The sequence below is a fragment of the Phorcysia thermohydrogeniphila genome, from assembly GCF_004339575.1.
GTDB classification, from domain to species: domain Bacteria; phylum Aquificota; class Aquificia; order Desulfurobacteriales; family Desulfurobacteriaceae; genus Phorcysia; species Phorcysia thermohydrogeniphila.
Genome location: NZ_SMFV01000004.1, coordinates 126,203 through 145,037 on the forward strand (window position 1 = coordinate 126,203; position 18,835 = coordinate 145,037).

The following is an 18,835-nucleotide window of genomic DNA, read 5'->3' on the forward strand; positions in this document are numbered from 1 at the left end:
AAAAAGGAGGAAAAACTATGGGAGCAAAACCCGGCTACGTTCCCGCAGAAAGGAAAGAGTACACCTGGGAAAGCGACAACCCCTACTACGAAAAGAGGAAGTACCCAGAGCCAACAAAGTGTCCAGAGTGTGGAGTGATATTTAAGGACGGAAGGTGGCAGTGGCCAGAACAAATTCCAGAGAAACTGACCGGAGAAATTAACGAAACCCTGTGTCCTGCATGCAGGAGAAAAAGGGACAAATACCCGGGAGGTTTAGTTTACCTGAGTGGAGAGTTCCTTGTGAAACACAAGGAGGAAATACTCAACAGAATAAAGAACATCGTTGACGAAGTAATGGCGCAGAGGCCTCTCCAAAGAATCCTCTGGTTAGAGGAAAAAGAAGACGGGACAATAGAAATAGCAACCACAAACGAACACCTTGCAAGACACTTAGGAGAGGCCATAAACAGCGCCTTTAAGGGAGAGTTTGACTTCAAGTACAACGAAGGTGAGAAGTTAGTAAGGGTTTTCTGGCACAGGGATTAAGAAAAAATAAAAAGCCCCGCCTTTAGGCGGGGCAGACCAAACTGCTTATACTTACTTTCCGAGAAGATGTCCAGCAAAAGGATTGGCGTAGAGGAGAATGAGCGCAATAACGAGACCGTAGATAGCCAGCGCTTCAATGATAGCAAGACCGATGAACATTGTAGTTGTAAGCTTACCAGCCATTTGAGGATTCCTTGCCATTCCTTCACACGCACCCCTTACAGCCTGACCCTGTCCAGCACCTGCTCCACCTGCTGCGGGACCAATGGCAAGGCCTGCACCAATCGCAGAAAGTCCAAGTAAGAGAGCCACAGCATTAGGGTCCTTTGCACCCTCAGAAGCAAAAGCTGGGAATGCCCCTACTGCAAGAAGGAAAAGGGTGAAAAGGACGCTCTTGAGAGAAATTCTCTTCATCAGCAACCTCCTGTTCCTAAAAATTATAGTTAACTATGTTGCTCCTCGTGTTCTTCAATTGCCGTTGCAATGTAGACTACAGTTAATATGCAGAAAATAAAGGTCTGAAGGAAGCTGTTTGCAAAGACGATAAACTCTCCTGCAACGGGCACAAGGAAAGGAACGAGCATAAGGGCAACGAGAACTACCATCTCATCACCGAACATGTTACCAAACAAACGGAAGGAAAGAGAAAGTATTCTTGAAAGATGAGACACGACTTCTATAGGAAACATTATGGGAGCCATCCAAGGAACAGGGCCGGCAAAATGCTTGATATACTTAACAAATCCGTGTTTCTTAATTCCCTCATAGTTATAGACAAGGAAAGAAATTATAGCTAAGGCCAAAGTGGTATTGAGATTGGCCGTCGGCTGGGCAAGCCCCGGAATAAGCCCCATGAGGTTTCCAAGAAGGATGAAAACCGCCAAACCACCTATCAAGGGGAAGAACTTTCTACCGTAACTTCCCATCGCATCTTCAAGGGTGTAAACTATGAAAGAAGTAAGGGCTTCTAAGACGTACTGAAACTTGGTCGGGAACTTTTTCAGGTTCTTACCGAAGAAGTAGGCAAAGGGTAAAACCACCGCCATTAAGAGCCATGTCATTGTAATAGCATCTGGGAGGTAATCACCCGGTATAAAAGACTTAGGGAATATGTTCACTATCTTTATTATGCTTCCGTGCTCCTGCATCCTTCCCACTCCTTCCTGAATTTTACCGCCGAAACGGCTACTCCAGAAGTAGCTATCGCGACGGCGAGGATTATAGCAAAGAAGTCCACGGAAGTAAACTGAGCCACCAAGAGGAGAAGTAGAGCAATTATAAAGAAACGTTTCCAGAACTGAGAGCCTGTCTTTTTGCCGAGGAAAACCTTCTCAGGAACCTGCCTTGAAAACTTTATCAGCAGAAAGTAGTCAACAAACATAATAGAGTAACCTACAATAAAAGAAGCAAGGAATGAAACGTCTCCTCCTGTTAGGATTAAAACCAACGCTACTGAAACAAAAAAGAAGGTAAGTTGGACTGAGAAAAAAGTTCTTAAAAACTTATCAAACTCCTTCATTTCGTTACCTTTTTAAGCTCCCTGTAAACGTTTTTAAGCCCTGCAAAAAAGCCTATGATAAGCCAAAAAAGCGTCAGCCAAGGGAAAGTGTTAAACTGGCGGTCAAGGTAGTAACCAATCGCAAGTCCAATAATGATGGCGAGGGCAAACTGCACCCCCACCATCATGTATGAAGTCCTCTCTATGTACTCTTTCAGTTTACCCACGCTTTTCCCTCTTACTCATTGAGAACTACACATTAGAGCATATCTGCAACTTCTCTAAACGCAACCTCAGCTGCCTCTATGGTCTTCTCAATATCTTCGTCGGTGTGGGCTGTTGACATAAAGGCAACTTCAAACTGGGATGGGGCAAGGTAAATTCCCTGCTCAAGCATCTTCTGGAAGAAGGCTGCGTAAGCTTTTGTGTTGGAAGTTAGAGCATCCTGATAGTTCTTAACGTCCTTAGATGTAAAGTAAACGATTGAAATGCTCTCTATCCTCTTAAAGCAGAGCTTATCCTCTATGCCTGCCTTCCTTGCTGCCTCTCTTAAGCCTTCAGCAAGTTTTTCCATTTTCTTCCTCAGTGACTCGTAAACGCCCTCTTTTTGGAGCTCCCTCAAAGTCGCTATACCGGCCACCATTGCAAGGGGGTTACCAGACAGCGTTCCAGCCTGATATACAGGGCCTTCTGGTGCAAGGTAGTCCATTATCTCCTTCTTACCTCCAAAAGCCCCAACGGGAAGTCCACCACCTATGATTTTTCCAAAGCAGGAAAGGTCTGGAGTTATGCCAAAGTACTCTTGAGCTCCTCCTAAGGAGAGTCTAAAGCCGGTTATTACCTCGTCAAATATGAGGACGATTCCCTTCTCTGCAGTTAGTTCCCTTACCTTCTCAAGGTAACCATCCTCGGGGATTATGAGACCGGCGTTGGCCATTACAGGCTCCATTATTACCGCCGCTACATCATCACCAACTTCGTCAATTACCCTCTTAAGGGCATCTATGTCGTTAAATGGAACGGTTATCGTGTGCTTTGCAAAGTCCTCAGGAATTCCGGGACTTGTTGGAACTCCAAAGGTTGTAAGTCCAGAGCCCGCCTTTACGAGGAGAGCGTCAACATGGCCGTGGTAACCACCTTCAAACTTGATAACCTTGTTCCTTCTGGTGTAACCCCTTGCAAGCCTTATGGCAGACATTGTGGCCTCTGTTCCAGAGTTGACCATCCTTACCTTTTCAACTCCGGGAACAAGGTCAACTATCATCTTGGCAAGCTCTACCTCAAGCTCTGTGGGAGCACCAAAACTCGTTCCCTTTTCAGCCTGCTCCTTTATCGCCTCAACAACGGCAGGGTGAGCGTGTCCAAGTATCATGGGACCCCAAGAGCAGACGTAGTCAACGTACTCGTTGCCGTCAACGTCCCATATGTGAGAACCTTTTGCTTTAGCAATGAACCTCGGAGTTCCCCCAACGGACTTAAAAGCCCTTACGGGACTGTTCACTCCACCGGGAATGTATTTCTTTGCCTCCTCAAAGAGCTCCTTAGAACGCCTAACTTCCATTTTCTACCTCCTCCAGTATTTTCTTTTTCTCTTCTCTCACAGCACCCCTTTAGTAGAGGGTATTCCCTTTGCCCTTTCATCAATTTCAACAGCTACCCTCAGAGCTCTTGCAACGCACTTAAAGGTCCCTTCAGCCATGTGGTGAAGGTTAAGCCCGTAGTGGCAGTTTATGTGAAGGTTGCAGGAAAGAGAAAAGGCAAAGGACTTCCAAAACTCTCTGAAAAGGTCAAACTCTATTCCCATTAAAGTAGCCATTTCAGGAAAGCCCTTGTAGACAAAGTAAGGCCTTCCGGAAAGGTCAATAGCCACAGAGACAAGGGTTTCATCCATAGGTAGGGTAAAGAAACCGTAACGGTTAATCCCCCTCTTATCGCCAAGGGCTTTTTTAACGGCCTCTCCGAGGACTATTCCCACGTCCTCTATTAAGTGGTGGTGGTCAACGTCAACGTCTCCCGTAGCTTTTACTTTCAGGTCAAAGAGTCCGTGCTTAGAAAAGAGTTCCAACATGTGGGTTAAAAAGGGAATATCCGTTTCTACCTCGTACTTACCACTACCGTCAAGGTTTATAGAGATTTCTATCTCTGTCTCCTTCGTAACTCTCTTTACTGTAGCTTCCCTCAAAAGACCCTCCAAGAGAGGTTTTATTCCTTAAAGCCTGCAGGGTAAGAGCCGAGTATCTTGAAGAAACTGCACGTTTCCTTTAGCTCCTCAAGGGCCTTGGCAACTCTATCTTCTTTCCTGTGCCCCTCAATGTCAACGAAAAAGACGTACTCCCAAGGCTTCTTCTTCGTTGGACGTGACTCAATCTTAGAAAGGTTAACATCATAAACGGCAAAGGGTTGAAGGGCTTTAAAGAGAGCTCCAGCCACGTGCTTGGTGCTAAACATCACAGAGGTCTTGTCCCTTCCCGAAGGAAACTCAGAGTCGGTCTTACCTATGACGAGGAAACGGGTGAAGTTCTTGGAGAGCTCCTGAATGTTTTTGGCCAAGATGTTTAAGTCGTAAAGAAGCGCCGCTGCCTCGCTGGCTATCGCTGCCGTTCCGGGCTCTCTGCTTGCAAGCTCTGCTGCCTTGGCCGTGCTTGAAACCTCCTCCACCTCAATCTTTGGAAGGTTCTCAGAGAGCCACTTCCTTGCCTGAGCTATTGCGTGGCGGTGGGAGTAAACCTTTTTTACCTTGGAGAGCTCTGCCTCCTTACTCATAAGGTGGAGGTTAACCGACACGAATATCTCTCCGCTTATCTTCAGGTCTGTATCAAGGAACATATCTATCGTGTAGTTAACTATTCCCTCTATGGAGTTCTCAATGGGAACAACGCCGTAGTCTACCCTTCCCTTCTCTACCTCGTCAAAGACCTCCTGAATTGAATCCATAGGACGAAGGTCTGAGGAAGTTCCAAAGTGTTTTAGGGCTGCAAGGTGGGTAAACGTCGCCTGAGGACCAAGGAAGGCCACTTTTGTGGGCTCTTCAAGAGCTCTACATGCAGAAATTATCTCCCTGAAAATAGCCCTGATACTCTCTGGAGGGAGAGGCCCTTGATTAATCTCCTCAAGCTTAGAGAGAATTTTTGCCTCCCTGCCGGGAACGTAAAATGGAAGCCCTTTCTTCTTCTTTATCTCGCCTACTTCCTGAGCAAGACGGGCTCTCCTGTTTAAAAGGGCAAGGATTTCCCTATCTATACGGTCTATCTCCTCTCTGAGTTCTGAAAGGCTTTTCATTCTCTCTCCTCACAAGTGAAAGAAGTGTAACTTCTATTTTAACTTACTTGACATTTACCTTCTTTCATTCAAATTTTCCAATGAAACACTTTCACAGGGAGGCATGAATGCCAATTTATGAATTCAAGTGTAACGAGTGTGGAAAGGAGTTTGAAAAGTTCGTCCTCTCCTATTCACAGATTGGTAGCGTAAAGTGTCCAGAGTGTAACTCCGAGAAGGTTACAAAGAAGGTATCTGCCTGTGCAGTTGGAGGAAGTGACTCCGGAACAACGGGAAGCGCCTGCACAGCTTTTGGCTGAGGCATCTAAGGGGCGGGGTTCCCGCCTTCAACCTCTATCTCCCTTCCACAGACAACCACCCTGCTAAGCTCGTTAAGTACCATATTTGGAGTGAAGTCCATCCCAGTTTCTTCCTTTAGGTTGACGATTAAAAGGGTAACGACCTCCATAAGGAGCTCCCCATCGCTCAAAGAGCTAAACCTTTCACACACATCCTTATCCACCTCCCAGCCGGCTATGAGAGAACCGTCTTTTCCGTAGATTTCAACTCTCCTTTCCACCTTCCATCTCCCTCTCTATTTTCTCAAGTATCCTAAGCTCCTCCTTAGTTAACATTCCTTCCTTCTTCAACCTTTCAATAACTTCAGGTTTCCTCTTTAAGGTTTTCCTCAAGGACTGCTCCTTCCTCCAGAGCTCTATCTTTTTGTGGTGTCCAGAGAGGAGAACCTCCGGAACTTTCATCCCCCTAAACTCTGCCGGACGGGTGTAGTTGGGATACCCCAAGAGCCCCCTGTCCATAAAGGAGTCTGCCTTTAAACTCTCCTCATTCCCCAGAACCCCCGGCAAAAGCCTTATAACGGCATCCATAATTACCATTGCGGGGAGCTCCCCACCGGTCAGAACGTAATCTCCGATTGAAACCTCCCTATCAACAAGGGCCTTTACCCTCTCATCAACCCCCTCATACCTTCCACATATTATCAGGAGGCGCTCCTTCTTAGAGAACTCCAAAGCCATATCTTGGTTAAAGGTTTCCCCCCAAGGCTCTGTAAGAATGACGTAAGGCTTTTCTCCCTCCTTCGTAAGCTCCTCGTAGGCACGAAATATCGGCTCAGGCTTTAAAACCATTCCGGGGCCGCCACCGTAAGGGACGTCGTCAACAACCTTGTGTTTATCCAGAGCAAAGTCCCGAATGTTTACAACGTTTACCTCAACCTTCCCAGACTGAACGGCCTTCCCTATTATTCCTTCACTTAAAAAGCAGTCAAAAAGGCCGGGAAGAACGGTTAGGACGTCTATCCTCATTCTTCCATTCCTTCAATGAGTGAAACGACTATCTTCTTGTTCTTAACGTCAACTTCCTTTACAAACTGGTTTATGAAGGGAATCAGAACTTCCTTTCCGTCCTCCTTTTCAACTTCAAGGATGTGGCTTGCAGGCTGTTCCAAGATACCTTTTAAAACTCCTACCTTCCTTCCGTCCTCGGTAAAGACCTCACAGCCGATAAGGTCAAGGAAATAGAACTCTCCCTCACCGAGCTCAATCTGCTTGTTTTTATCTATCCATATTTCCCCGCCGATTCTCTCTTCTGCCTCAGTCCTATCGTCAAGACCCTTAAACTTGATTATGTAGAGCCCTTTGTGGTGTCTCATAGACTCAAGCTGTAACTCTTCCCTCTTCGTTCCCCTGTAAATGGGAACGGTATCAAGAACCTTGATTTGCCTCTCAAAAACGTCGGACTCAGACTTAACCTTCACCTCTCCCCTAATCCCGTGAACGCCGACGATTTTACCTATCATAACCTCATCTTTATGGTCAAAGGCCTTCCTCTGACGCCTCTCAAGTATAGCCTTTATGCTCCTCTTCCTCTTTTTTTCCATGTTAGCTCCGGATATTGGTTAAAGAAGCTTTGTAGCATCAAACCGGCCTTCTAAGGCCATTTTAATTTTAGACCGGAGCTCCGCGATATCAATTCCGTAGAGAACGCCCGAGTACCTTTGAAGGAGCTCCAGAGCGTTTTCAAGGAGCTGTCTATAACCTTTTTCATTATAGTTTTCTAAGTGGTAGCAGGCAGCCCCGAGCTGTATAAGGGCTTGTAGGAACTCTCTTACACTGCCAAACTCAACCATCCAGACGTGCTCTAAGATTTCGTGAACCTCAAAGAAGAGACCGGCCCTAAAGAGCTCCTTTGCCATCAGGACGTTCTTCTCTATATCTTCCCCGACAGGCTCAAAATCCCCCAAGCCTTTTAAGAAATTTTCATACCTTTTGGCTTTTTCTTTTAGATAAATCTCCGTAAAAGGGTCAACCTGACTCAAGTCAAAGAGTATAAAACCCTTATCCTCTGTAAGGAGAGGGAACTCTGACAGGAGCTCTTCTCTGACCTTCTCAGGTGCTTCTGCCTTTCCGTAAAGGATTGCTTTTATTACAGCGTCAAGTTTTTGAAGTGCATTTTCGTCTTTTTCTCTCAGAAAATCGCAGAGGTTATCGGCAAACCGGTCTCTGATTTCAAAAAAGTTCACTTAAATCCCCTTTTTATCGTAGATTTAGGAGAGAAAAGAGGGGAACACCCCTCCCGAATTAGTTCTCAGAGCCGACGACTTCGTCGGGATGTGCAATTCTTCCGAGGACGGCAGAAGCTGCTGCAACGGCCGGGGAGGCAAGGTAAACTTCGCTCTCTGGGTGTCCCATCCTTCCAACGAAGTTCCTGTTTGTAGTTGCAACAGCCCTTTCACCCTTTGCAAGGATTCCCATGTGACCACCGAGGCAAGGACCACAGGTAGGTGTAGAGACCACGCACTCAGCTTCAAGGAAGATGTCAATGAGTCCTTCTTTTAGTGCCTGCCTGTAGATTTCCTGAGTTGCCGGAATGATGATACAGCGAACGTTGGGGTTAACCTTCTTTCCTTTTAAGATTTGAGCTGCAACCCTTAAGTCGCTTATCCTTCCGTTGGTGCAAGAGCCTATGACAACTTGGTCTATTGTAACGTGGGTAGCCTCTGTAACAGGTCTTGTGTTAGATGGAAGGTATGGGAAGGCTACCTGAGGCTCTATCTTGGAAACGTCTATCTCGTAGACCTCTGAGTACTCTGCATCCGGGTCAGATTTATAGAGCTTGTAAGGTCTCTTAGCCCTACCCTTCACGTACTCAAGGGTTTTCTCGTCCGGCTCAATGATACCGTTCTTTGCTCCGGCCTCTATCGCCATGTTGCAGATTGTAAAGCGGTCGTCCATAGGGAGCTCCCTTATGGCTTCACCCGTGTGCTCCATCGTCTTGTAGAGAGCTCCATCCACCCCTATCATTCCAATAACGTAGAGAATTATGTCCTTTCCGCTAACCCACTTTTGACGCTTTCCGTAGTAGATGAACTTCATCTGCTCAGGAACTTTAAACCAAACCTCCCCTGTAAGCCAAGCGTAGGCCATGTCGGTTGAACCTACACCCGTAGCGAAAGCGCCGAGAGCTCCGTAGGTACATGTGTGGGAGTCTGCACCGATAACTACGTCGCCGGGAACAACGATTCCCTGCTCAGGTAAAAGTGCGTGCTCTATACCGACCCTTCCTTCCGGCCAGAAGTGCTTAATACCGAACTCTTTTGCAAAGTCCCTCATCATCTTAACCTGCTCAGCCGCCTTTATATCCTTGGCCGGAACGAAGTGGTCTGGAACAAGGGCAATCCTTTCTCTGTCCCAAACTTTTTTCGCCCCAAGTGCCCTTACCTGCTTAATGGCAATAGGGGCAGTAACGTCGTTAGCAAGGGCAATGTCCACTTTACACATTATCAGCTCACCGGGATAGACCTCTTTCTTACCTGCGTGCTCTGCAAGTATCTTCTGGGTTATGGTCATTCCCATTTTTCTACTCCTTAGAGGGGTTTAGGTCTGCAAATTATAACAACAGCCTTAAAAGTCAAAGCCGTACTCGTCATCGTCAAAGTTAAACTCTTCTGAAGTCTCGTCAATTACCGGAGATTCATGCTCTTCCTGAATGGACTCTTGGGGGAGCTCCTCTTTAACAACCTTTTGAACTTCAGAGTCGTCAAGGTTCTCAAACCTCGTAAACTCCTTTATAAAGGCAAGCTTTACCGTTCCCGTTGGACCGTTTCTCTGCTTGGCGATGATTATCTCAGCTATACCCTCTTCCTCAGGGTCTGGATTCTTCTTGTAAACCTCCGGACGGTGGATAAACATCACAACGTCTGCATCTTGTTCAATACTTCCCGATTCTCTCAAATCTGAAAGCTGAGGTCTTTTATCTGCCCTATGCTCTACCTGACGGGAAAGCTGTGAAAGGGCTATTACGGGAACGTTCAGCTCCTTAGCTAAGGCCTTTAAGGAACGGGAAATCTCAGAAACTTCCTGCTGACGGCTCTCTGTCCTCCTAATACCTCTCATAAGCTGAAGGTAGTCAACGATTATAAGGTCTAACCCCCTTTCTGACTGGAGTCTCCTTGCCTTGGCCCTCATCTCAACGATTGAAATGCCGGGGGTGTCGTCTATGTAGAGGGGAGCTCCAGCTATCCTATCGGCAGATTCAACGAACTTATCAACCTCCTGAGGGAAGAGGAAACCTGAACGAATCTTGTAAAGGGGTATCTTTGAGTCCTGAGCTATTAGCCTCATAGCTATCTGTTCTTTTGACATCTCAAGGGAAAAGAAGGCAACGTTTTTCCCTTCCTTAACGGCTACGTTGTAGGCAATTGAGAGAGCAAGGGCGGTCTTACCCATAGAGGGACGGGCAGCGAGGATTATGAGGTCAGAGTCGTGAAGGCCGGAGGTCATCCTGTCAAGCTCTGTAAACCCGGTCGGGATACCGGTTACCATCTCCCGACGGGCAGCAAGCTCCTCAACTTTTTTAACGATTTCAGGAACAATATCGCCAACCGGAACGAGGGTATTGGTTATCCTCTCCTCAGATAGGGAAAAAACCTTTTTCTCTATGGAATCAATGAGAAGGTCGGGGTCTGGAGTCTCCTCAACTTTTTCGGTTATAAAGTTTGCTACCTCAAGGATTCTCCTTAAAAGAGCCTTGTCCTTTACTACCTTACACGCAGACTCAAACTTTTCGTAGCTATCTAAGGCAAACTCTATCACGTAGGCAAGGTGCTCTTCTCCTCCAACCTTTTCAAGGAGGTTCTTTTTAACGAGCTCATCCTTAAAGGATATCTCGTTTAGCTGAGCCTCCGTATACCCTTCAGCAACAAGGTCTCTTATAAAGCTAAAGAGAGCTCTATTCTCTTCCCTAAAAAAGTCCTCTGGCTGGAGGAGCTCTACGCCTCTAAAAACAAAAGAAGGTTGAACAATCATGCTCCCAAGAACCGAATACTCGGCCTCAAGATCAAATAGCTTGCTCATTAGAGTCCCCTCTCTGCAATTTCAACAGCCTTAAAGAGAGCTCTCGCCTTGTTTAGGGTCTCTTTCGCCTCAAGTTCGGGGATTGAATCTGCAACGATTCCAGCTCCAGCCTGAACGTAGACCTTGTTCCTCCTAACTATTGCTGTCCTTATGGCTATTGCTGTATCCATGTTCCCGTCAAAGGAAAAGTATCCAACAGCTCCGGCGTAGACTCCCCTCTCTGAAGGTTCCATCTCGTCTATGATTTCCATTGCCCTTACCTTTGGAGCTCCAGAAACCGTTCCGGCAGGAAAACAAGCCCTTAAAACGTCAAAGACGTCTTTATCCTCCCGGAGCTCCCCTACAACGTTTGAGACGATATGCATAACGTGGGAGTACCTCTCTATCACCATAAGGTCTGTAACCTTTACAGTTCCAATTGTTGCTACCCTTCCGACGTCGTTCCTTGCAAGGTCAACGAGCATTATGTGCTCTGCCCTCTCCTTTTCGTCTGAAAGGAGCTCCTCTTCAAGGGCTAAATCTTCTTCGTAAGTTCTTCCCCTTCTCCTCGTTCCTGCTATAGGCCTTGTCTCAATACGGCCGTCTTCAACCCTTACTAAAACTTCCGGAGATGCCCCAACTATCTGAAAGTCTCCATAGTCAAGGTAGTACATGTAGGGAGATGGGTTTATGTGGCGGAGAGCTCTGTAAAGTGTAAGTGAATCCCCGTAAAAGTACTTTTCAAAACGCCTTGAGAGGACAACCTGAATGATGTCTCCAGCCCTTATGTACTCCTTTGCCCTCTCAACCATCTCCATGAATTCACTATCGCTTATATTGGCCTTCCAATCTGAAAGTGAAGGGGAGGGAGTTGCTTCAGGGATAACGGGTGCTTCCCTTAACTTCCTCTCTATCTCCTCTAAAAGACTTAGAGCTCTCCTGTACTCGTTCTCAACCTCTCCCTTAGTTGTTATAACGTAGCTTAAGAGGGTAATTTTGTGGGTAACGTTGTCAAAGATTAGAAGAGCTGAAGGAAGGGAGAAAAACATGTCATAGAGGTAAGAGTCCTCCTTGTTCGGGTTAACGTTAACCCTTGGCTCAAAGAACTTTACGGCGTCGTAGGAAAGGTAACCGAAAAACCCTCCCCAGACACGGGGGAGCTCCACCGGCCTAAAAGGTTTAAAAGATTCATATACTTCCTTTAAAACCTCTAAGGGGTCGTTTTCAAAGGTCTTTACCTCTATACGTCCAAGGTTGTTAACTTCAACAAACCTTCCTTTGCTTTTAACAGAGACAAGCCTTCCTATTCCGATGATGGAAAACCTTCCCCACTTTTCGCCCCCCTCAACGCTTTCAAGGAGCATGTTAGCCCCAAGGGGACGTAGCTTAAAGAAGGCAGAAAGGGGAGTCTCAAGGTCTGCAAGTATCTCCTTATAAATGGGTATAAGGTTATAACCTTCTGATGCTAACTCCCTAACTCTATCAAGAGATACCATTTCCTCTCTCCACTAACTTTTTGGTCAAGTATAGCATCGGTTTCAGATAAAATTATGCAAAAGCTTTTCTTAAAGGCGGATAGTATGAAGGTAAGCGATTTTGACTACGAACTGCCAAAGGAGCTGATTGCAAAGTTTCCGGTAGAACCAAGGGACTCTGCAAGGTTAATGGTTCTACACAGAGACTCTGGGAAATTAGAACACAGAATCTTCAGGGATATAGTGGAGTACTTGAAAGAGGGAGACGTTCTCGTACTGAACGACACAAAAGTCATCCCTGCAAGGCTATTTGGAAGGCTTGAGACAGGTGGAAAGGTGGAGCTCCTCCTCGTCCGTCAGCCCCTCCCAAACCTCTGGGAAGTAATGGCAAAGCCTGCAAGGAAGCTAAAGGAAGGAAAGAGAATAATCTTTGACGAAGAGCTTGAAGGAATCGTTAAAGGTTACGCCGGAGAGGGAAGAAGGCTTGTAGAGTTCAAGGTAAAGGGCAACAAAGACTTTATGGAAAAGCTGGAAAAGGTAGGGCACATTCCACTACCTCCATACATAGAGAGGGAAGAAAGACCGGAAGACAGGGAAAAGTACCAGACAGTTTTCGCTCAAAAGCCGGGAGCTGTGGCAGCTCCGACGGCAGGATTGCACTTTACTGAGGAGCTCCTTGAAAAGCTAAGGGATAAAGGCGTTATAATCAAAACTGTAACCCTCCACGTTGGCCCCGGAACGTTTAAACCCGTCAAAGTGGAAAACGTTGAAGAACATCAGATGGACTACGAAACCTATAATGTCCCAGAAGAAACGGCTAAAGAAGTTAACAGAGCTAAAGACGAAGGAAGAAGGGTCATCGCCGTTGGAACAACTGTCGTAAGAACCCTTGAAAGCGCCGCAGACGAAAGCGGTAGAGTAAAGTCCGGGGAAGGCTCAACTAACTTATTTATATACCCCGGTTACAGGTTTAAAGTGATAGACGCACTGATAACAAACTTCCATCTACCCCGCTCAACTCTTTTAATGCTCGTCAGCGCCTTTGCGGGGAGAGAGAGGATACTAAATGCCTATAGGGAAGCTGTTAAAGAAGGTTATCGCTTTTACAGTTACGGCGACGCTATGCTTATCCTTTAGTGCCGAAAGTGCCTTTCTACCAGAGTTAAAAGTTTCAGGAAGGCCCTCAGACTACGACTTTGACGGCGAGGAACTCAAGTTCAAGCTCTACTGGACCATATTCCACGTTGCCGATTCAAAGTCAAAGGTTACAAGACTTGATAAGGATAGATACAAATTTCAAGGAAAAGTTTCTACAGCGGGGATTGCTGCTTGGTTTAAAAAGATAGAAGATAGAGGCTATTCCATCTGGAACGAAAAGACCCTGTGTCCAGAAAAAACCTACATCTACCAGAAGGAAGGTGACTACGAAAGGGAAAGAATTTTCACGTATGACCTTAAAAGAGGTACTGTAAAGTACGAAAAGCGAAACCCCAAGAAAAACAAAGTTCAGGTCAAAGTGATAAAAATACCCTTTACTCCTTTTCAGGATATTGTAACCTCCGCCTACTTCTTTAGGCGATACGGAATATTTGAGGTTGGAAAAGAAACAGTCTTTCCTCTATTTGCCGGTGGTAAATTCCAGAACGTAAGCTTTAAAGTCGTTAAGAAAGAAACAATAGACACCCTGTTCGGTAAGATGGAAGTATTTAGAGTTATACCTTCTGAGAACCTTTCCCCAGAAGGAGCCTTTAAGAGAAAGGGAAAAGTAATATTCTGGTTTACAGCAGATAGAAAACATCTCCCTGTCAAAATTGTTGCAGAAGTCGCCATAGGCAGCGTAAGTGCTGTCTTAGTTGACGCAAAAGGAAAGGGATTTGACTTAAGAAAGGATTACGAGAAACAGAAGAAACGGGACCTTCTTGAGAAAGTAATGACAGGAACTTTCGGAGGAGAGTGATGGGTTTTAGACCAGAAACGCCCCTTTTAGCCGTTGACGGGATAATAAACCTTCAGGACGAAAAGGGAAACTGGAAGGGAATCGTTTTAATAGAGAGGAAGTACCCTCCCGTTGGACTAGCATTACCGGGAGGATTTGTTGAAATTGGAGAAACTGTTGAAGAGGCATTAATAAGGGAAATGAAAGAAGAGACCGGGCTAGACGTTATAATCATCAAGCAGTTTAGAGTTTACTCAGACCCTGAAAGAGACCCCAGAAGACACACAGTCTCCGTTGTCTTTGAGTGTGTTGCAAGAGGAGAACCAAAAGGAGCAGACGACGCAAAAACTGCCAGAATCTACTCTTATGAGGAAATTCCCTTTGAAAAACTCGTTTTTGACCATGAGAAGATACTAAAAGACTACCTCGCCGATATAAAGGCTGTGTGGAGGGAAAGGTGAGCTTTAAAGTTCTCATACTTGCGGCTGGGAAGGGAACGAGGTTTAAGTCGGATTTACCGAAGGTTCTCCATAAGGTTCTCGGTAAACCTATGCTCTGGTACGTAGTTAAGGCAGCAAAAGAGTCGGGAGCTCAAGAGGTAATCGTCGTAGTGGGACACAAGAAAGAACTCGTTGAAGAATTTTTAAAAGCTGAATTCCCCGATGTAAAGACCGTTTACCAGAAGGAGCAACTTGGAACGGGACACGCCGTTATGTGCGCTAAGGAGCTCCTTGACGGCTACACCGGAAGGCTTGTCGTCCTTAACGGCGATACCCCCTTAGTTCAGCCAGAGGATATAGAGAAGTTAAAGGAAACTGAAGGAGATATGGTCGTCCTCACGGCTAAAGCCGAAGACCCGACAGGTTACGGCAGAGTGGTAAGGGACGGAGACGAGGTTTCATACATCGTTGAGGAGAAGGACGCAAACAGCGAGGAGAAGAAGATAAAGGAAGTAAACACGGGAATCTACGCCTTTGACACAGAGAAACTCTTTGAAGCCCTTAGGAGCATAGACAACAACAACGCCCAAGGAGAGTACTACCTGCCAGATGTTTTAAAAATCTTTAAAGAAAAGGGCTGGAAAGTCGTCCCCGTCCTTGCAGACGACTTTTCAAGCTTTATAGGAGTTAACAACAGATATGAACTTGCGAAGGCAGAAAAGATTCTCCTTGAGAGAATAGTAAAACATCACCAGCTAAACGGCGTAACAATACACAACCCAGAAGCTGTCTACATAGAACCGGAAGTGAAGATAGGAAAGGATACAGAGATTTTTGCTCCCGTTTTAATCAAGGGAAAGACCGAAATTGGGGAAGGCTGTAGCATTGGAGCTTTTACTGAGATAAGGAACTCAAAGCTCGGAAACGGCGTTAAGGTAGAAACCCACTGCTGGATAGAGGGAACAGTTCTTGAAGATAACACCTCCGTTGGTCCTTTTGCAAAACTCCGTCCGGGAACTTACCTTGAGAGCAGAGCAAAGGTTGGAACCTTTGTGGAGACAAAGAACGCTCACCTTGAAAAAGGAGCTAAGGCCAACCACTTAACCTACCTTGGTGACTGCAGGGTAGGAGAGAATACAAACATAGGAGCAGGAACGATTACCTGTAACTACGACGGCTTTAACAAGTGGAGAACGGAAATCGGAAAGAACGTTTTTGTCGGAAGCAACACCCTATTCATAGCTCCCGTAAAAGTAGGTGACGACTCCATTACAGCTGCAGGCTCTGTAATAACCAGCGACGTTCCCGAAAACACCCTTGCAGTAGCAAGGGCAAGACAGGTTAACTACGAGGGTAAAGCAGAATCCATCAGGGAAAAGGCAAGGAGAAGGAAGGATGAACATTCTGGAAAGGATAGTTGAGTTTAAGAAGGAAGAGGTAGCCGAGCAGAAGAAAAAGTTCAACCTCTCTGTTTTAAGAGAGGAGGCCGAAAAGCTCAAAGTGCCCTACGACTTTAAGTCGGCAATATCTGGGAATGGAATAAACATCATCGCTGAAGTCAAAAAGGCCTCCCCTTCAAAAGGGGTAATAAGGGAAGACTTTGACCCTGTGGAGATAGCAAAGGCCTACGAGAGGGGAGGAGCTAAAGCTATTTCTGTTCTGACGGACAAAAAGTTCTTTCAGGGCTCTCCCTTCTACCTTCGTCAGGTAGCTGAAGCCGTGAAACTTCCAGTCCTTCGTAAGGACTTCATAATAGACGAGTTTCAGATTTACGGTGCAAAAGCTTTAGGAGCTTCTACCTTCCTCCTTATAGTTTCTATCCTCTCAGACCAGCAGTTGAAGGACTTTATAGAGCTCGGAAGGGAGCTTGGACTTGAACCTCTCGTTGAAACCCACGACGAGGAGGAGGTTGAGAGAGCTCTAAAGGCCGGCGCAGAGATAGTAGGGGTAAACAATAGAGACCTTAAGACTTTCACAGTTTCCCTTGAAACAACTTTAAGGCTTTTACCGATAATAAAGGAGGAAGGAAAGCTTCTTGTCTCTGAGAGCGGTATAAAGAACAAGGATGACATTCTGAGGCTCAGAGAAGCTGGTGTTGACGCCTTCTTAGTAGGAGAAACCCTCATGAGGAGCGAAAACCCAGAGGAGGTTCTAAGAAGTTGGGTATCCTAAAGGCATCTTTACTTATAACCCTCCTTCTTTCATCTACAGCGCTGGCCGACTGGTACATCCTTATTCCCAAGAAACCTCCTGCGAGAAGGGAGAAACCCAGAAATGTCCCCCTTCCACAGCTTAAACCCAACAAGATAGAGGCCAAACCTTACAGGATAGAAGTAAGGAAAATACTATCTCCTGATTTCGCTATAAGAACTTTAGAACTTAAAAAAATAACTAAGAAGGACCTCGAAGGAAGGAAAGTGGTTATTGTCTTCTTGAAAAATCTGTATTCCCCTCTGTCAGAATTGCTCCTTTCAACCCTTCAGGAAATTGCTAAAAAGGAGAAGAACTTAGTTATTCTTGCTGTTGACATTAACGATGCTGACTTTCCTATCTTACGTAAGTTTAAAGAATCTATGGGACTCAAAGATATTGTTGTAACTGCTGACAGTTACGTGTATATAGAGTTTAAAGAAAGGTTAAAAGTGCTTAACGTTCCGTCACTGGTCGTTATAGATAAGTACGGTTTCATCAGGTTCTTTGCTAACGAGATAGAAGAGGAAAAAATCACAAGTGCAAGTAAGGAACTTGAAAAAATACTAAAGTCTTTAGGATAAATAGGGAAGGAGCGGCCAAGGCCGCCGACTTAAATAGCTTTGATAACTTTTCCAGCCTTGAGACACTTGGTGCAAACCCAAATTCTCTTCTTCTCGCCATTAACGATAGCTCTAACTTTCTGCAAGTTTGCTCTCTGCTTTTTGCTTGTAACCCTGTGGGAGTGGCTCACCTTGTTTATGAAGATTGAAGTCTTTCCGCAGATTGCGCACCTTGCCATTTCAGTCCCTCCTTAAGCTAAAAATGCAGGAGCAAATTTATCACCAACTACCAAATTTCGCAAGCAACTATGGTTTCATCCCTCTGAGGCCCAGTAGAAATTATTGGAACGGTAGTTTCAAGGTAGTCCTCTATGAACTTAATGAAGTTCTGAGCCTCCTTTGGAAGGTCTTCAAACCTCTTTATGTGAGTAGTTTTCGTTTTCCAGCCGGGAAGGGTCTCGTAAATAGGCTTAACGCGGGAGAGCTCTTTCGCCGTTGACGGGAAGTGGTCAAGAACCTCTCCGTCAAGCTCGTAGCCAACGCACACCCTTATCTCGTCAAAGGCGTCAAGAACGTCAAGCTTTGTAACTATTACGCCGTCAAGGTCGTTAACCATTTTAGAGAACTTAACGGCAAAGAGGTCAAGCCAACCGCAACGCCTTGGTCTCCCGGTTGTAGAGCCGTACTCGTGTCCACGAGCCCTTAGGAGCTCCCCCATCGTATCCTTTAGCTCTGTCGGGAAAGGACCTCCTCCAACGCGGGTTGTGTAAGCCTTCATTATTCCGTAAATCTTTTCCACCTTGCGGGGACTTATACCAGCACCCGCCGGAATTCCAAGGGCAGAGGAATTAGAGGAGGTTACAAAGGGGTATGTTCCTACGTCTATATCAAGGAGAGTAGCCTGAGCGCCTTCAAAGAGGACGTTATCTCCCCTGTCAATTGCCCTGTTAAGGAGGGTCACGGTATCGCACACAAAGTTCGCCACCTTCTCGTAGACCCTCATTATGTGGGAGTAAACTTCGTCAAAGCTAAAGCTTACCTCGTAGTTGTAGACGTGTTTAAGGGTTAGCTCCTTCTCCCTTATATTCCAGCGAAGTTTCTCTCTAAAGGTTTCCTCATCCTTTAAATCGGCAATTCTGATGCCAACTCTTCCGGCTTTATCCCTGTAGGCAGGCCCTATACCTTTAAGGGTAGTTCCTATGGAGCCGTTTCCCCTGAGCTTTTCTGAAGCTGCATCAAGCTCCTTGTGGTAGGGAAGGATGAGGTGTGCCCTTTCACTTACGAATATCCTGCCCTCAACGCTTTTACCTACTCTCTTTATGAATTCAATCTCGTTTAGGAGTCCCTCAAGGTCTATAACCATACCGTTGCCAAGAACACACTTCTTATCCTCGTGGAGAATACCGGAAGGTAGCAGGTGAAGGATGTACTTGTTGCCGTCTATTACGACAGTATGCCCGGCGTTGTTTCCTCCCTGAAATCTTACGATGTAGTCAGCTTTTTCTGAAAGGATGTCAACGATTTTTCCTTTTCCCTCGTCACCCCACTGGGTTCCGACTATCGCAAGTGTGGACATTTAGCCGCCTCCCGTAAA

The 18,835-nt window shown here is 45.9% G+C and carries 24 protein-coding genes; 8 read left to right on the plus strand and 16 right to left on the minus strand.

What is annotated here, in order from left to right:
- Positions 1 to 17: 17 nt before the first annotated feature.
- Positions 18 to 527: a BCAM0308 family protein gene (locus CLV27_RS06260; RefSeq protein WP_132526942.1), complete on the plus strand. Its 510-nt coding sequence runs from the start codon at positions 18 to 20 to the stop codon at positions 525 to 527.
- 51 nt (positions 528 to 578) lie between these two features.
- Here the strand turns inward: CLV27_RS06260 and atpE are convergent, their stop codons facing one another.
- From atpE to pheA, 7 genes are read right to left on the minus strand one after another with little or no spacing between them, the layout of a single operon-like run.
- A complete protein-coding gene (atpE, locus tag CLV27_RS06265; RefSeq protein ID WP_132526944.1) occupies positions 579 to 941 on the minus strand; it encodes an ATP synthase F0 subunit C in 363 nt (120 codons plus the stop codon).
- A gap of 29 nt (positions 942 to 970) precedes the next feature.
- Positions 971 to 1,675, minus strand: coding sequence for a F0F1 ATP synthase subunit A (gene atpB / locus CLV27_RS06270; RefSeq protein ID WP_243644907.1), 705 nt, complete (start codon positions 1,673 to 1,675; stop codon positions 971 to 973).
- Positions 1,654 to 2,046 carry a hypothetical protein gene (locus CLV27_RS06275; protein ID WP_132526946.1) on the minus strand — a complete coding sequence of 131 codons (393 nt, stop codon included), beginning with the start codon at positions 2,044 to 2,046 and terminating at the stop codon, positions 1,654 to 1,656. Before CLV27_RS06275 ends, atpB begins: the two co-directional genes overlap by 22 nt.
- Positions 2,043 to 2,252, minus strand: coding sequence for an AtpZ/AtpI family protein (locus CLV27_RS06280; RefSeq protein WP_132526948.1), 210 nt, complete (start codon positions 2,250 to 2,252; stop codon positions 2,043 to 2,045). Before CLV27_RS06280 ends, CLV27_RS06275 begins: the two co-directional genes overlap by 4 nt.
- Positions 2,253 to 2,284: 32 nt before the next feature.
- Complete coding sequence (gene hemL, locus CLV27_RS06285; RefSeq protein WP_132526950.1) at positions 2,285 to 3,586, minus strand: glutamate-1-semialdehyde 2,1-aminomutase; 1,302 nt, start codon at positions 3,584 to 3,586, stop codon at positions 2,285 to 2,287.
- Between the two features lie 36 nt (positions 3,587 to 3,622).
- Positions 3,623 to 4,207, minus strand: a complete 585-nt coding sequence (gene hisB / locus CLV27_RS06290; protein WP_132526952.1) for an imidazoleglycerol-phosphate dehydratase HisB — start codon at positions 4,205 to 4,207, stop codon at positions 3,623 to 3,625.
- A gap of 20 nt (positions 4,208 to 4,227) precedes the next feature.
- The gene (gene pheA / locus CLV27_RS06295) at positions 4,228 to 5,304 is read right to left on the minus strand and encodes a prephenate dehydratase (RefSeq protein WP_132526954.1); all 1,077 of its coding nucleotides are present in this window, start codon (positions 5,302 to 5,304) and stop codon (positions 4,228 to 4,230) included.
- A 107-nt stretch (positions 5,305 to 5,411) separates the two neighbouring features.
- Here pheA and CLV27_RS06300 point away from each other — a divergent pair, with 107 nt between their 5' ends.
- The gene (locus CLV27_RS06300; protein WP_132526956.1) at positions 5,412 to 5,603 is read left to right on the plus strand and encodes an FmdB family zinc ribbon protein; all 192 of its coding nucleotides are present in this window, start codon (positions 5,412 to 5,414) and stop codon (positions 5,601 to 5,603) included.
- A gap of 5 nt (positions 5,604 to 5,608) precedes the next feature.
- Here the strand turns inward: CLV27_RS06300 and CLV27_RS06305 are convergent, their stop codons facing one another.
- From CLV27_RS06305 to trpE, 7 genes are read right to left on the minus strand one after another with little or no spacing between them, the layout of a single operon-like run.
- On the minus strand, positions 5,609 to 5,863 hold the full coding sequence (locus CLV27_RS06305; RefSeq protein ID WP_132526958.1) for a hypothetical protein: 255 nt from the start codon (positions 5,861 to 5,863) through the stop codon (positions 5,609 to 5,611).
- Positions 5,847 to 6,608, minus strand: a complete 762-nt coding sequence (gene trmD / locus CLV27_RS06310) for a tRNA (guanosine(37)-N1)-methyltransferase TrmD (RefSeq protein WP_132526960.1) — start codon at positions 6,606 to 6,608, stop codon at positions 5,847 to 5,849. Before trmD ends, CLV27_RS06305 begins: the two co-directional genes overlap by 17 nt.
- Positions 6,605 to 7,183 carry a ribosome maturation factor RimM gene (gene rimM, locus CLV27_RS06315; RefSeq protein ID WP_132526962.1) on the minus strand — a complete coding sequence of 193 codons (579 nt, stop codon included), beginning with the start codon at positions 7,181 to 7,183 and terminating at the stop codon, positions 6,605 to 6,607. Before rimM ends, trmD begins: the two co-directional genes overlap by 4 nt.
- An 18-nt stretch (positions 7,184 to 7,201) precedes the next feature.
- On the minus strand, positions 7,202 to 7,825 hold the full coding sequence (locus tag CLV27_RS06320) for a DUF309 domain-containing protein (RefSeq protein WP_132526964.1): 624 nt from the start codon (positions 7,823 to 7,825) through the stop codon (positions 7,202 to 7,204).
- Between the two features lie 58 nt (positions 7,826 to 7,883).
- On the minus strand, positions 7,884 to 9,158 hold the full coding sequence (gene leuC, locus CLV27_RS06325) for a 3-isopropylmalate dehydratase large subunit (RefSeq protein ID WP_132526966.1): 1,275 nt from the start codon (positions 9,156 to 9,158) through the stop codon (positions 7,884 to 7,886).
- 48 nt (positions 9,159 to 9,206) lie between these two features.
- On the minus strand, positions 9,207 to 10,658 hold the full coding sequence (gene dnaB, locus CLV27_RS06330; RefSeq protein ID WP_132526968.1) for a replicative DNA helicase: 1,452 nt from the start codon (positions 10,656 to 10,658) through the stop codon (positions 9,207 to 9,209).
- Complete coding sequence (trpE, locus tag CLV27_RS06335) at positions 10,658 to 12,133, minus strand: anthranilate synthase component I (protein WP_132526970.1); 1,476 nt, start codon at positions 12,131 to 12,133, stop codon at positions 10,658 to 10,660. The genes dnaB and trpE overlap by 1 nt, the downstream gene beginning before the upstream one ends.
- 84 nt (positions 12,134 to 12,217) lie before the next feature.
- Between trpE and queA the strand changes: the two genes are divergently transcribed.
- Genes queA through CLV27_RS06365 form a run of 6 tightly spaced genes read left to right on the plus strand, consistent with a single transcriptional unit; the run spans position 12,218 to position 17,262 of the window.
- Positions 12,218 to 13,249 (plus strand): tRNA preQ1(34) S-adenosylmethionine ribosyltransferase-isomerase QueA, encoded by a 1,032-nt coding sequence (gene queA, locus CLV27_RS06340; RefSeq protein WP_132526972.1) that lies wholly within the window; start codon positions 12,218 to 12,220, stop codon positions 13,247 to 13,249.
- Complete coding sequence (locus CLV27_RS06345; RefSeq protein ID WP_132526974.1) at positions 13,179 to 14,069, plus strand: DUF3108 domain-containing protein; 891 nt, start codon at positions 13,179 to 13,181, stop codon at positions 14,067 to 14,069. The genes queA and CLV27_RS06345 overlap by 71 nt, the downstream gene beginning before the upstream one ends.
- On the plus strand, positions 14,069 to 14,509 hold the full coding sequence (locus tag CLV27_RS06350) for an NUDIX domain-containing protein (RefSeq protein ID WP_132526976.1): 441 nt from the start codon (positions 14,069 to 14,071) through the stop codon (positions 14,507 to 14,509). The genes CLV27_RS06345 and CLV27_RS06350 overlap by 1 nt, the downstream gene beginning before the upstream one ends.
- A complete protein-coding gene (glmU, locus tag CLV27_RS06355) occupies positions 14,506 to 15,909 on the plus strand; it encodes a bifunctional UDP-N-acetylglucosamine diphosphorylase/glucosamine-1-phosphate N-acetyltransferase GlmU (RefSeq protein ID WP_132526978.1) in 1,404 nt (467 codons plus the stop codon). Before CLV27_RS06350 ends, glmU begins: the two co-directional genes overlap by 4 nt.
- Positions 15,884 to 16,660 carry an indole-3-glycerol phosphate synthase TrpC gene (trpC, locus tag CLV27_RS06360; protein WP_132526980.1) on the plus strand — a complete coding sequence of 259 codons (777 nt, stop codon included), beginning with the start codon at positions 15,884 to 15,886 and terminating at the stop codon, positions 16,658 to 16,660. The genes glmU and trpC overlap by 26 nt, the downstream gene beginning before the upstream one ends.
- Positions 16,648 to 17,262 (plus strand): peroxiredoxin family protein, encoded by a 615-nt coding sequence (locus CLV27_RS06365; RefSeq protein ID WP_132526982.1) that lies wholly within the window; start codon positions 16,648 to 16,650, stop codon positions 17,260 to 17,262. Before trpC ends, CLV27_RS06365 begins: the two co-directional genes overlap by 13 nt.
- A gap of 29 nt (positions 17,263 to 17,291) precedes the next feature.
- On the opposite strand, the gene rpmB is transcribed toward CLV27_RS06365, so the two are convergent.
- Together rpmB and CLV27_RS06375 are read right to left on the minus strand one after the other, a co-directional pair.
- Positions 17,292 to 17,480 carry a 50S ribosomal protein L28 gene (gene rpmB, locus CLV27_RS06370; protein ID WP_132526984.1) on the minus strand — a complete coding sequence of 63 codons (189 nt, stop codon included), beginning with the start codon at positions 17,478 to 17,480 and terminating at the stop codon, positions 17,292 to 17,294.
- A gap of 47 nt (positions 17,481 to 17,527) precedes the next feature.
- A complete protein-coding gene (locus CLV27_RS06375) occupies positions 17,528 to 18,817 on the minus strand; it encodes an adenylosuccinate synthase (RefSeq protein ID WP_132526986.1) in 1,290 nt (429 codons plus the stop codon).
- Positions 18,818 to 18,835 lie beyond the last annotated feature (18 nt).

Excerpts from the sequence above, each read along its gene's own strand:
- queA (WP_132526972.1), top strand. The coding sequence starts at position 12,218 with ATGAAGGTAAGCGATTTTGACTACGAACTGCCAAAGGAGCTGATTGCA.
- leuC (WP_132526966.1), bottom strand. The coding sequence starts at position 9,158 with ATGGGAATGACCATAACCCAGAAGATACTTGCAGAGCACGCAGGTAAG.
- atpE (WP_132526944.1), bottom strand. The coding sequence starts at position 941 with ATGAAGAGAATTTCTCTCAAGAGCGTCCTTTTCACCCTTTTCCTTCTT.
- CLV27_RS06260 (WP_132526942.1), top strand. The coding sequence starts at position 18 with ATGGGAGCAAAACCCGGCTACGTTCCCGCAGAAAGGAAAGAGTACACC.
- hemL (WP_132526950.1), bottom strand. The coding sequence starts at position 3,586 with ATGGAAGTTAGGCGTTCTAAGGAGCTCTTTGAGGAGGCAAAGAAATAC.
- trmD (WP_132526960.1), bottom strand. The coding sequence starts at position 6,608 with ATGAGGATAGACGTCCTAACCGTTCTTCCCGGCCTTTTTGACTGCTTT.
- CLV27_RS06275 (WP_132526946.1), bottom strand. The coding sequence starts at position 2,046 with ATGAAGGAGTTTGATAAGTTTTTAAGAACTTTTTTCTCAGTCCAACTT.
- atpB (WP_243644907.1), bottom strand. The coding sequence starts at position 1,675 with ATGCAGGAGCACGGAAGCATAATAAAGATAGTGAACATATTCCCTAAG.
- rimM (WP_132526962.1), bottom strand. The coding sequence starts at position 7,183 with ATGGAAAAAAAGAGGAAGAGGAGCATAAAGGCTATACTTGAGAGGCGT.
- CLV27_RS06300 (WP_132526956.1), top strand. The coding sequence starts at position 5,412 with ATGCCAATTTATGAATTCAAGTGTAACGAGTGTGGAAAGGAGTTTGAA.
- CLV27_RS06350 (WP_132526976.1), top strand. The coding sequence starts at position 14,069 with ATGGGTTTTAGACCAGAAACGCCCCTTTTAGCCGTTGACGGGATAATA.
- trpC (WP_132526980.1), top strand. The coding sequence starts at position 15,884 with ATGAACATTCTGGAAAGGATAGTTGAGTTTAAGAAGGAAGAGGTAGCC.
- CLV27_RS06345 (WP_132526974.1), top strand. The coding sequence starts at position 13,179 with ATGCCTATAGGGAAGCTGTTAAAGAAGGTTATCGCTTTTACAGTTACG.
- rpmB (WP_132526984.1), bottom strand. The coding sequence starts at position 17,480 with ATGGCAAGGTGCGCAATCTGCGGAAAGACTTCAATCTTCATAAACAAG.
- dnaB (WP_132526968.1), bottom strand. The coding sequence starts at position 10,658 with ATGAGCAAGCTATTTGATCTTGAGGCCGAGTATTCGGTTCTTGGGAGC.
- pheA (WP_132526954.1), bottom strand. The coding sequence starts at position 5,304 with ATGAAAAGCCTTTCAGAACTCAGAGAGGAGATAGACCGTATAGATAGG.
- CLV27_RS06375 (WP_132526986.1), bottom strand. The coding sequence starts at position 18,817 with ATGTCCACACTTGCGATAGTCGGAACCCAGTGGGGTGACGAGGGAAAA.
- trpE (WP_132526970.1), bottom strand. The coding sequence starts at position 12,133 with ATGGTATCTCTTGATAGAGTTAGGGAGTTAGCATCAGAAGGTTATAAC.